This window comes from Niallia circulans NBRC 13626 (genome assembly GCF_001591585.1).
In the GTDB taxonomy this organism is placed as follows: domain Bacteria; phylum Bacillota; class Bacilli; order Bacillales; family Cytobacillaceae; genus Niallia; species Niallia circulans.
The window spans coordinates 143,728-156,543 of record NZ_BCVE01000006.1 but is presented as its reverse complement, the minus strand read 5'-3'; the positions used below and the strand labels follow the sequence as shown (position 1 = coordinate 156,543).

General features: G+C 33.8%; 9 protein-coding genes and 1 other RNA gene. All 10 read left to right on the top strand.

Annotated elements, in window-relative coordinates; all coding sequences use genetic code 11:
• Window positions 1-6 precede the first annotated feature (6 nt).
• The 10 genes from efp to BCI01S_RS09850 all read left to right on the top strand — a co-directional run bounded on the left by efp (window position 7) and on the right by BCI01S_RS09850 (window position 12,733).
• Window positions 7-564, top strand: coding sequence for an elongation factor P (efp, locus tag BCI01S_RS09895; protein WP_047941155.1), 558 nt, complete (start codon window positions 7-9; stop codon window positions 562-564).
• 74 nt (window positions 565-638) lie between these two features.
• A non-coding RNA gene (gene ssrS, locus BCI01S_RS09890) (6S RNA) lies at window positions 639-830 on the top strand.
• A 520-nt stretch (window positions 831-1,350) separates the two neighbouring features.
• Window positions 1,351-3,582 (top strand): glycosyl hydrolase family 95 catalytic domain-containing protein, encoded by a 2,232-nt coding sequence (locus tag BCI01S_RS09885; protein ID WP_082810044.1) that lies wholly within the window; start codon window positions 1,351-1,353, stop codon window positions 3,580-3,582.
• Between the two features lie 112 nt (window positions 3,583-3,694).
• A complete protein-coding gene (locus BCI01S_RS09880) occupies window positions 3,695-5,461 on the top strand; it encodes a cache domain-containing sensor histidine kinase (protein WP_061798475.1) in 1,767 nt (588 codons plus the stop codon).
• A 12-nt stretch (window positions 5,462-5,473) separates the two neighbouring features.
• Window positions 5,474-6,928: a response regulator transcription factor gene (locus BCI01S_RS09875; RefSeq protein WP_047941148.1), complete on the top strand. Its 1,455-nt coding sequence runs from the start codon at window positions 5,474-5,476 to the stop codon at window positions 6,926-6,928.
• Window positions 6,897-7,586, top strand: coding sequence for a DUF624 domain-containing protein (locus BCI01S_RS24730; protein WP_235844477.1), 690 nt, complete (start codon window positions 6,897-6,899; stop codon window positions 7,584-7,586). Before BCI01S_RS09875 ends, BCI01S_RS24730 begins: the two co-directional genes overlap by 32 nt.
• Window positions 7,583-8,866, top strand: coding sequence for a hypothetical protein (locus BCI01S_RS09865; RefSeq protein ID WP_047941146.1), 1,284 nt, complete (start codon window positions 7,583-7,585; stop codon window positions 8,864-8,866). The genes BCI01S_RS24730 and BCI01S_RS09865 overlap by 4 nt, the downstream gene beginning before the upstream one ends.
• 290 nt (window positions 8,867-9,156) lie before the next feature.
• Window positions 9,157-10,113: an ABC transporter permease gene (locus BCI01S_RS09860; RefSeq protein ID WP_061798469.1), complete on the top strand. Its 957-nt coding sequence runs from the start codon at window positions 9,157-9,159 to the stop codon at window positions 10,111-10,113.
• Window positions 10,114-10,123: 10 nt separating this feature from the next.
• Window positions 10,124-11,038 (top strand): carbohydrate ABC transporter permease, encoded by a 915-nt coding sequence (locus BCI01S_RS09855; RefSeq protein WP_061798467.1) that lies wholly within the window; start codon window positions 10,124-10,126, stop codon window positions 11,036-11,038.
• Between the two features lie 45 nt (window positions 11,039-11,083).
• The gene (locus tag BCI01S_RS09850; protein ID WP_047941143.1) at window positions 11,084-12,733 is read left to right on the top strand and encodes an ABC transporter substrate-binding protein; all 1,650 of its coding nucleotides are present in this window, start codon (window positions 11,084-11,086) and stop codon (window positions 12,731-12,733) included.
• Window positions 12,734-12,816: the final 83 nt, after the last annotated feature.

Genomic DNA, 12,816 nt, shown 5'->3' with positions numbered 1-12,816 from the left:
TACTGCATGATATCAGTAAACGATTTTAAAACAGGTTTAACAATTGAGGTAGACGGAGGAATTTGGCGCGTACTGGATTTCCAACACGTTAAACCTGGTAAGGGTGCAGCTTTTGTTCGTTCAAAATTAAAGAATTTACGTACAGGTGCTGTTCAAGAAAAAACTTTTAGAGCTGGGGAAAAAGTAGCGAAAGCACAAATTGATAACCGTAAAATGCAATATTTATACGCAAATGGTGACCAGCATGTATTCATGGATGTAGAATCTTATGACCAAATTGAACTTCCTGAAGCTGTTATTGAATATGAATTGAAATTCTTAAAAGAAAATATGGAAGTCCATATTATGATGTACCAATCAGAAACATTAGGGGTAGAACTGCCAAATACAGTTGAATTAGAAGTTACCGAAACAGAACCGGGTATTAAAGGAGATACTGCTTCTGGTGGTACTAAACCAGCTGTAATGGAAACAGGGCTAACGGTTCAAGTTCCTTTCTTCGTTAACCAAGGTGACCGTTTAATCATTAATACATCTGAAGCAAGTTACGTTTCACGCGCATAATTAGGCAGGGAAATCGGAAAATATACTTTATTTTCCATTTGCTTTTCTTTCCTTAATCATGTATGATAAAAACATAGAAGCTGCGTTGTACGTTATCGTATGAAGTTTCAACCTTTATCGATAATTAGGGAGTTCTATATTAAAGCAGGATCAGCAGGCCTAATGCCATTTGTCATTAGGACATATGATGAGAGCTTTTGCGAACACCCACCTGGTGGAGCAGGTTTTGAAACTCCATACATCAAAGCGGCAAATGCGGCAAAAAAGAAGGAAACCATTGGTTTCCTTCTTTTTTATTTTAATTGTTTTTTAGAAACCACTAATTTTTCTATTTTTATAACTAATATTTACAGCTATTTTTAATGGCATAATTGTTATTATTAAAATATGTAAGCGCAACCATATTTTAGAGGGATTTCATGCTCTTCCGACAAAAAAACTATCAGGTAAATTTTGGAAATGATTAATCAAGCAACTGCAGAGCGCAGTGTAATATTATTTATTCCGAAGGGAAAAAGTATTCGCGACCTATGGAGAGGGAAAATTCTATCCATATACATCTGTTGTAATCAAACATTATTTAGGTAAGGGACAAGCGTTTTATGTAGATACAATGCTAGGAATTAGGGGAAGGGAGTTTTACTTGAGCTAGTGTTAGATGGACTATAGATCTCGCAATATCATCTACCAGAGGGTTAGAAACAATGCTGCGTAAGAAAAATGGTGAAAAGTTCATGTTCATTATAAATCATCGAAATAACTTATTTAAAAGAAAGGGGAGAGTTAATGATGACAAAATTAATTAATCGTTCCATCGCTGATCGTTGGGAAGATGGCCTATTAATTGGAAATGGAAAAATGGGGCTAGTTCTATATGGAACTCCAAGTGTCACTTATTTGGATTTTACAGTACAAGACCTATTTCTAAAAGATAATCAAATGCAAAAGCTGCCATATTTAGCTCCCCATCTAGAAGAACTTCGCTCCATTATAGATAAGCAAGGCTATAGGGAAGGAATTAGTTATTTTTATGAGAAAGCCCAAGAACAAGGCTATGAGGGTTTAACGATGAGTGATCCTTTTATACCAGCTGCTAGGTTCCTTATAGAGATTAAGCAAGATTCAATAGAAAATTATCAGCGGATCATTGATTTTCAAAATGGAATGATACAAGTAACTTATAATTCTTCAATAGGAGGCAAGGTAGAAGAAACCTTATTTGCCTCCAAAAAGGAAAATTGTATTTTTGGTAAAATTAAAAGTGAAAAACCGTTAACTGGAAGCGTTATTCCAGTTAATTGGAAAGAAATGAAAATGAAAGAGAAGATAACTGTCGCAGCGAATGATCAGTTAAAATGGGAACATAGATATCAAGATCAAACAGGCTATGATGTAATCTGGTCTATAGATTCCGCTGATGGGAGAATCATCCCTCAAAGAGATAGCCTGATGTTTCATGATTCTACCACCATCTATTTTACAATCCAATACGTCGAAAAAGACAAAGAGGAAAGACAAGTCCATTGTTATGAAAAGGCAATTATAGAACACAAAAAGTGTTTTTCTAAAAAATTTAACGCTGTCAAACTGTTATTAACGGATGAACAAGAAACTATTTATCTTGAAGAAGTTCTCTCAGAAATGCGAACTCGAAAACAAATAACACCAGTATTTATGCAGCTTTTTTATCAAGCATCACGATATGTCATTCAATCAATGGCAAATGGAATTCCAACATTGCAGGGAATATGGTCGGGAACCTTACATCCTGCTTGGAGTGGTGATTATACATTTGATACAAATGTCCAGCTGGCTATTTCATCATTAGCAAGCAGTGGCTATTTTACAGAATATCGCAGCTTTTTTGAACGATTAAAACAGTATTACCCAGATTTTAGAGAAAATGCGCAATCCTATTATGGTTGTCATGGATTTTTGGTACCTGTACATGCCAGTACTACAGCAAAACATGTTCATTGGAATGAAGAATGGCCGCTCATTTTTTGGATATCAGGGGCCGGATGGCTCGCTTATTTTTATTATGAATATTGGCATTATACAAAAGATGCAGCTTTTTTGAAACATGAATGCATCCCTTTTTATGAAGAAGTGCTGGCATTTTATATAGACTTTGCGCAGTGTAAAGAAGGAAAACTTCGCTTGTCCCCAAGCTATTCAGCTGAAAATGGAATGGGAGACAATACAACAATGGATATTGCGATTGTTAAGAGTGTGATAAAGTACTATATTGAGGCGAAAACCCAATTGGGTGACGAAGTGGCAAAGATTTATAAACAATTATATGAACAAATTCCACCTTACCGTTTGTTAGAGGATGGTGGTATAGCGGAATGGCTAGATCCAAGTACAGTAGAGAATGACAATCATCGTCATTTTTCCAATCTGTATCCACTGTTCCAAACAAAAGAGATTAATCAAGATACACCGGAATTATGGGAATCAGCAAAAATAGCTTTTCGAAAACGAATGGATTCTTGGTTAAATAATTTGGAAGGCGATACAACGTCTTCCCATGGGAGAATGCATGCAGCAATGTGTGCGATAAGTTTAGAGCAAACAAAAGAAGTAACAGAATCATTGGAAGCACTTGTGTTGGAAAATGCATTTATGGATTCATTGGCGACTGCCCATTATCGCGATAAAAATATATTTAATGTAGATGCAAATGGTTCTTTGCCAAAAGTAATTCATGATTGCCTAATCTACCCGGAACATAATGATAGTGTCACCATCTTAAAGACGGTCCCATACTTTTTAAGCAGAGGAAAGGCTACTGGTATCTATTTACCTGATAATCTTTATGTTCAAGCATTAGAATGGGATTTAGAAAAGGGCAATGTTTCGGTCATTTTAGAAAAACGGGAAAATCGCTTTCCAAATGTGAATTTGGGTAATCATTATGATGTGAAAAAAGAGACCTCAGATCAAAAACTGATAAACAAAAGTAAGTGGCAATATACTTGGACTTGTACTTTTGATACATTGGAAAAAAGATAAGTATTTGATTAGTTCTTGCGATAAGTTGTGATGTGCAGTCCAATAACGAATAAGACATGGATATCGTCTTCTCCTAAAAAATAGTGTTGTCTAAGTAAAGAGGCGATAAAAGATGCATAGTAAATTTATACCTATAAAAAAAAGATTGATGCTAATGTTCTTAAGTGTAGTTATCCCAATATTTATTGTAGGTATTTATTTAACAATAAATATAAGGCAGGATATGATCGAGTCTCGAGAAAGAGATATACTGGTTGAAACCGAAAGAGTAAGGAAGGGGTTAGAAGATAATTTCACTTCCATTATCCAAATATCAGATTGGATATATCAGGATGAAGGCTTGGAAGAGCTAGTAACAAAAAGGTATGCCAATCCTAAGGAAATGATTGAAGGGTATAATGAATTCACTTTATTTGATTATTTTCTTAGGTATCATAGTAATTTAGCCAATATTCGATTTTTTGTAGATAATAAATCATTTATGACCAATTCGAACTTCGTTTTTGCAGATGAACAAATAAAAGAGACGGAGTGGTATGAAATGGCTCTACAGGGAAAAGGAAAGATTTATTGGTACAATTTAGTAGATCCAGTAACAGAGAAACCTTTTTTGGCATTAGTCAGAAGCGTATATAACTTGGAAAATCAGTTTCTTGGTGTTCTTGCCATTTATGTAGATGAGTTATTGTTAATGGATATATTAAATTCAGCAACAATTGATAACGCATTACTATTAGACAAAAAGCTAACGAATTTTCAATATACGAACCATACACCAAAAAAATACTTAACAAAACAATTGCAAAACAAAATGAAAAATCATCCAATAAATGTTGGGGATACTTATTCCATTGAAATGAAAGACACAAAACCATTTATATTTTATGGGCAGATGTTAGATTTGCCTAAGTCCATTACGAATCATTTTCAAGTAGTGACAGTAATGAATAATCAAGAAATATTGAACGAAGTAAATAAAATAATGATAAAGAGCTATACAATTATCGGTCTTGTTATGTTACTAGTATTATTTGTTATTAAAAGATATACGAGTTCCATGGATAGAAGGATATTACAATTAAAAGATTCTATGCATAAAGTGGCAAACGGTGATTTTGATATTCCGATAACGATTGATGGCAATGATGAAATAAGAGATATCTATAATCAGCTCTATACAACAATGGAAAGCTTAAGAGAATTATTACATAAAAATTATCAGCATCAATTACAAGAAAAAAACTGGCAGCTGCAGCAGAAGGAATCGGAATTTAAATTATTGGCGAGCCAAATTAATCCACATTTTCTTTATAATACATTAGAAATGATAAGGATGAGAGCATTAAAGAATAAGGATAAAGAAGTATCAGAAAGTGTAAAAATTTTAAGCAAACTTTTAAGAAGATCCCTTGAAAATAATCAGCAGAAATATGTGAAATTAAGTGAGGAAATTGATTTTTTACTGCTATATCTGCGAATTCAGCAGCTTCGCTTCGGAAATAGAATAAGATATGAAATTACATCAGATGTAAATACAGCACAATATCATATTCTTCCCCTTATCTTGCAGCCTATTGTTGAAAATGCATTTGTGCATGGGATTGAAGAAAAAGTAGAAAGTGGGCTTATTCTAATAAATATTGTGCAAATGGAAGAAGCTATTCATATTTTTATTCAAGATGATGGCAAAGGCATACCGAAAGAAAAATTAATCGAAATTCAACAAATATTACATAAAGAGAAAATAGGAAACCGTATTGGCTTGAATAATGTGAATGAAAGAATAAAAAGAATGTATGGAAAAAAATACGGACTAACAATAACTAGTACAGAAGGGAAGGGAACGATTGTAAAAGTTACCATCCCAATAAAAGCATAGGGGGCGTAAATAATGAAAAAAGTACTAATTGTTGATGACGAGCCGGTAATTAGAGAGGGGCTGCCTTATATTATTGATTGGCAGGAATATGGATTTGAAATTGTTGGTTCTGCCCAAAATGGGAAAGAAGGAATAAAACTAATTAAAGAATACCAGCCTGATTTAGTAATAACAGATATACGAATGCCTGAGATGGACGGGTTAGAAATGATACAGACTGCCCAAAAAAGAGGAGAAACTTTTTATTCTATTATTCTATCAGGATATTCAGAATTTACTTACGCTCAAAAAGCCATTCGCTTAGGAACAGTATCTTATTTGTTAAAACCAATAGATGAAGATGAATTAACAGATATATTGTTAGGGATACGAAAAAAAGTAGATAAACAGAAAGAGACGAATAATGATATCTACAATGTTCTAAGGAAAAATATTTTTGAAGGGGATTTTACACCCTGTACACAAGAATATAGGTTGGCTTGTTTAATACGTTTTTCAAACCAATCCATAGCAAGGGAATTTCAGACAAGAATAAGGGAGAATAAAAACGTTCTTTGTTATTTATTAACACACGATGATTATACGTATATATTGACACTAATTTTAGATGATTTTGATTTAAATACCTTGGAAAGGGAACTGCTGTCTATAGCTAGTCAAGAAGGGGAAGTTATACTTCAGTCTTCATGGCAAAATAAAAGCAGCCATTTGAAACAGCTATATAAAGAGATAAGAAAGTTAAAAGATATTACCTTTTCTTATGCTAACTTAGGTCTTATTTCAAATGAAAGAATAAAAAGTTTACAAGCCAAAACTCATTTTACAGGAAATATAACAGAGCAGCTGTTAAAGGATATTTTGTATGATGGAGATCTTGCAAATTCTCTTTTTAAATATAAGGAAAACTTCCGTTATCATTCACTACATGAAAATGAAATCAAATGGAATGTCAGTAAGGAGTTCCAAAGTGTTGTAAATAACGTGATAGATACTATTAATCCAACAGATAGAGAGCGCTTGCAGGAAGTGGTAAATACTGCTGAAAAGAGTATCGCAAGAAGTAGAACGATGGAACAGTTAATGAAGGAAATGGAAAATAGTTATCGAGTGTTGCAGCAAATTGTGAATGAAAGCTTTAATAGAATTAATACTATCCAAGAAATAGAAAGATATACACAAAAACACTATAAGGAAGATTTAAATCTTAAAATTATATCAGAGCACTTTAATTATAACAACGCTTACATCGGCAAAAAATTCAAAAAAGAAACTGGAAAAAGCTACTCTCAATATCTAGATGAAATACGGATGGGCAAAGCAAAACAACTACTAAAAGATTCTAATTTAATGATTTATGAGATTGCAGAAAGAACAGGTTATGCTAATTTGGACTATTTTTATAAAAAGTTTAAGCGACATTGTGGCATGTCACCAAATGAATACCGAAAATTACAAGGTAATGGGTGAAGCGATGAATAGTAGGAAGCTTTATCAAACTCTAAATTACATATCCACTTTCTTTCTTTTGAATCTATGTTTTGTATTCAGTAACATATTATTCTTTACTGCTTTATTGCTTTTTCCATTTTCCCTAGAAAATATTATGCTGTTTTATATATCGCTTCTTCCTATGGGAGCAAGTCTCACTGCCCTTTTCTCCACTAACGGCCGATTGTTAAGAGAAGGAAGTATCACTCCGGTAAAAGATTTTTTCATGGATTATAAAACAAATTTTAAACTCAGTTTTATTTATTGGTTTATACAGTTAACCATCCTTTTAATCTTATTTGTTGATTTTTTTTATATGCTACAAAAAAATAATTTAATACTGGCTTGTGTAGTTGCTATTCTTTTAGCAATTGTCTTTATCACCACAAGTATTGGTCTTAGTGTATTAAGCAGATTTGAAAGTAATATGAAAACATTATTAAAAGCAGGACCGTTTATATTGTTGCGATTTCCAGGAAAAGCATTCTTACACTTATCCACTTCTGTTATTCTAGTTGTCTTTTTTTACTATGTCCCCGCTGTATCCTTTTTATTTGCTTTTAGCCTGTTCGGCTTTATTTTAATGTATTATACAAATCCGGTGCTGTATCGACTAGAGAAGGAGTTAAAAAAATGAAAATCAGTCCAAAAAACTATCTATATATTTTTATCCCTCTAGTAATGTTTCTGATGGCAAGCTGCAATCAAGAAAAAGAACATGCTTCGCCTATAAAAAGCAGCATAAGCTTAAAAAACATCGAGCAGGCAAGTGAGCTGCGTATTAAACAACAGGACAGTTCGATAAAACTAAGCAAAGAAGGAAGTTATTGGACTGTAAAGGAACAGACTTTCCAAGATGATATGGCAAATCAATTTGTTCTAGCTTTATCAAGTATGAGAGGAGATAAAGTGAAAGAGCAGAAGGAAATGGATTTATTAATCGAGGTGGCAGCAGATCAATCACAAATGAAGTTATATAAAAAGAAAAATCAATATTATTTAGTGAGACAAAACCAAACTTATCAGCTTTCTTATGTTCCAAACCTTGTGAAATTCTACTCACCGATAATTTTTTCAGAAAGGAAGGCATTTCCACTAGAAGCAGATCAGATAAAAAAGATTGAATTTCGAGGAAAGCAAGCTCACTATTCCTTGAGTAAACAAACTACTTATTCATCGGTCGAAAAAGCACCCTTTATAAGTGGATGGTTTCTTCATGACTATTATTCACACGATTATTCAGTGGAATACAAAAAAATGGATGAAATCTTGTCTACACTTACACATTTAAAAGTATCAGATCCATTAAAAGAAATCGATCAAAGTAAGCTGACCAATTGGAAGGAGATTATTATTCAAGAAGAGGGTAAGGAATATACTTTACAATTGCTAAAGGATGAAAATAATCAATACTATGCGACCGTTAATAAAGAAAAAAAGCTGTTTTTCGTTCCAAAAGGGCAAATTGAAAATTTAGTAAATCACCCTTTTTCTATTATCGATAAGTTTCTGTGCCTTATTATGGCAGATGCTTTGAACAAGTGGACAATTGAAGGCAAACAATCAGAGCAGATTACTGCTTTCCATCGACTTAATAGTAAGTCAGATAAAATTATTTCTTCCTTTCAATTAAATAATAGAAATATAGACGAAGCAGACTTTCGAAATTTATATCAATATATTGCTGTACTATCTGCAAATGAGGAATATAAAGGAGAGGCATTAGAAAATAACCCTTATTTGAAAATGACGTACGATTTTACATCTGACGGAAGCGAACATAGTCGAAAACTAGAATTTTATCCATTGAAAACTAATGATAGTATGTTCGCTATTAAAGAAAATGGCAATATTGATTTTGTTATCAAAAAAGACCAATTAGTAACGATGCTTAAGCAAGTAAATGAATTTGATTAATCGAATAATTAGATGGCTGAATTCCTTTATATAGGGCAGCTTAGAAATATATCCAAGAGGCAAATTTGAAGTAGTACTTCTAGAAGAGAAATTTGCCTGTTATCAAAGTGCTCATTCAATCATGAGCACTTTTGGTTTATTACTGTTTGAAAGTATATATCAATAGATTAAACGCTTTCAAAACACTGTTTTTTACTACTTACTACACTAAGAATTACTATTAAAAATGAAAGCGTAACCAATTATACTTTATCTATAAAGAAGTTACTTTAGTTAGGGAGTGGGGAGAGATGGAGATAGCACCTCTTGTTAAGCAAGAAAAAAAGCCCCAAAAGGAGAAAAAGATCACCTGGAAAAAGCTGAAAGATCAAAAAGTACTTATCATGATGGCACTACCCTTGGTAATTTGGCTTATCGTATTTTGTTATGTACCTCTTTTTGGATGGATAATGGCTTTTCAAGATTATAAGCCTGCATTAGGAGTTCTAGGATCTCCATGGGTTGGACTTAAGCACTTTAAAGCACTGTTTGAGGACGAATTGTTTTATCGGGCATTAATTAATACTTTGGGAATGGGTGGGTTAGGGATTGTTTTTGGAACCGCAAGTTCAATTGCTCTGGCTCTCTTATTAAATGAGCTCCGGTTCACAAGATTTAAGAAATTTACACAGACCGTATCATACCTTCCGCATTTTGTATCGTGGGTAATTGTAGCAAACATTGTAACTACCATGCTTTCAACTAATGGAGCATTGAATGAATTATTATTGTCCCTCCATATTATTGATAGCCCAATACAATTTATGAGTGATCCCAATAAGTTTTGGTATATTGTCACATTCTCTGACGTTTGGAAAGAAATGGGATGGAATGCAATTATTTATCTCGCAGCAATGGTGAGTATCGATAAAGAAATGTATGAAGCAGCTTGGGTAGATGGAGCAAGTCGGTTTAAACAAATGATCCACATTACACTTCCATCTATCAAACCTATTATCCTTATACTATTAATTTTGAGTATTGGCAACCTTATTAATATCGGATTTGAAAAACAAATGCTGCTTGGAAATAATATCGTAGCAGATAAAGCGCTTGTACTGGACAAGTATGCTCTTGATTACGGTATTGGTATGTTTAGATATTCCTATGGTACAGCAATAGGAATTTTTAAATCAGTCGTTAGTATTATTCTTATCTTTATATTTAATAATATTGCCAAAAAATCAGGGAATGGCGGACTTATGTAAGGAGGCTAAAATGACAAATTTATTCAGGAAGAAAAAGAGCATAAATCGACCTACTGGCTTTGATGTAGTCATTGGATCAATAATGATCATCATCATTATCGCCACACTCTATCCATTTTTAAATGTTCTAGCTATTTCATTAAATGATTCAGTGGATACAGCTAAAGGTGGATTGCACATTTTGCCAAGGGAATTTACTTTTGCAAACTATATAGAAATCTTCAGCAATAATGATCAACTGCTGTTAGCCTTTACCAATTCTGTTTTAAGAACAGTCATTGGTACTATTGCAGGAGTTTTATGTACATGTGTCATGGCTTATGTCATTAGCCGAAAAGACTTCATCTTTCGAAAACATCTTACAACATTGCTGATCGTTACGATGTATGTCAGTGGCGGGCTAATCCCTGGATATATTTTAATTCGCAATTTAGGATTGATTAACAGTTTTGCTGTCTATCTTATTCCAGCATTACTAAGTGCTTTTAATGTAATCGTTATAAGATCCTTTATTGATAGTTTACCAGATGCACTGGAAGAATCAGCAAAAATAGACGGAGCAAATGATTTTGTTATATTTTACAAGATTATTATGCCGTTATGCATTCCAGCGATTGCTACAATTGCTCTTTTTATCGCTGTTGGTCAATGGAATAGCTGGTTCGATACCTATTTATATGCGAGGGGGAATGTTAATCTAACAACACTACAATATGAATTAATGAAGATTTTAGACAATGCTAGTGCACAATCAACGGGAAATGTCAGTAATTCAGCTATGGAGCAATTAAATGCAGGGAAAACTACTCCAGAATCTATTAAGATGGCAATCACTATTATTGCTACTGTACCTATATTGCTAGTATATCCATTTCTGCAAAAATATTTTGTTTCAGGATTAACATTAGGAGCAGTGAAAAATTAATCAGCTAGGTTAGCCTATTTTGCTTATTATTAGGAGGGATTTTTAATGAAATGGAAGAAAATCATAATGGCAGGTTCAGTGTTATCGGCAAGTCTGTTACTTGCAGCTTGTAATAATGCTGTTGATTCAGAAAAAGAGCAAGATGGAGACATTACAACCCTAACGTTTTTTAGTGCGGATTTAACGAAGGATGACAAATTTGATAATCCGGTTGCTAAAGAAATTACCAAAAAAACAGGGGTAAAGTTAGAAATTTCTCATCCGGTTGGTGGCGATACACAAGCAGTTCCTTTAATGATTGCAAGCGGCGATTATCCTGACTTAATTTTTGGCAAAGGCGATCTTAATAAATTAATTGATGCTGGAGCTGTTATCCCATTAGATGAACTGATTGAAGACAAGGGGGAAAATTTGAAAGCTCTGTATGGTGATCAACTAGTCCGCCTAAAGAACAATACAGAAGATCCGCAGATTTACCATGTGGGTACAGGCGGCATGACGAATACAGTATTAAATCCTAGCGGAACATTTAAAATACAATTAGAAGTATTAAAAGAATTAGGCTATCCAGAGATTAAAACTTTAGAAGATTACGAGAATGCTTTAAAAGCTTATAAAGAAAAGTATCCGCAAATCAATGGACAAGATACGATTGGCTTATCTTTATTAGGTAGTGACTGGAGATGGCTCATTACAGTAGGAAACCCAGCAGGATATGCATCTGGATATCAAGATGATGGGCAATGGCTGGTGGATGAAAGTACAGGCGAGACAAGATATAAATTCCAAGATGAGAAAGTAAAAGAGTACTTTAAATGGCTCAACCATATGTATGATGAAGGATTAGTAGATCCAGAGAGTTTTACTCAAAAATATGACACATATATCGCAAAAATATCTTCGGGTCGTGTCATAGGTTTAGCGGATCAAAACTGGGATATAAATGATGGAATTGCGGCCCTTAAAGCAGACGGCCAGTCGTGGAGAACTTACGCACCACTTCCTGTGACATTGGAAGAAGGTATTTTACAGCCAGATACAAAAGACTATGGATATACAGGTACGATTGGTGTTTCCATTTCCTCTACAAGTAAACAACAAGAAAAGGCTTTTGAATTTTTAGACTGGATGGCGTCAGAAGAAGCACAAATCTTAGTTAACTGGGGGATTGAAGGAGAAAACTATGAAATCAAGGATGGAAAACGTGTTGCTACCGATATTAAAGAATCGCAAACAGATCCTAATTATTCCCTTAAAACAGGAGTCGGGAACTATATTTACCCGTTTCCACAATGGGGAACAGGAGCAGTTGATTCCACTGGACAACCAATATCAAGGTCTGATACGAAAGAATTAGCCATGTCGAATTACACTGAGGAAGAAAAAGAGGTTATAAGTAGTTATGGTCATGAAGTGTGGGCAGACTTCTTCCCATCCCCAGATGAATTAGGACAGACAAAGCACGGTCGTGCTTTTGAAATAGCTATTCCAGCAAGCAGTGATTTGACAGTGATTCAACAAAAGGCAGACGACTACACAACACAAGCAATTACTGATATTATCATTTCCCCTCCAAGTGAGTTTGAACAGAAATGGTCAGAAATGCAAACAAAATTAAAAGAGATGGGGATTGATAAAGCTAGTTCGGATATGACTGGATTAGTAAAAGATCGCATGAAGTTATGGGAGAATTAAAGATTTACTTTTATGGGTGAAACATCTGAGGAAATAAAAACTATTTCTTCTTTAAACGATACTGTTGGAACAAAGCAGAATAG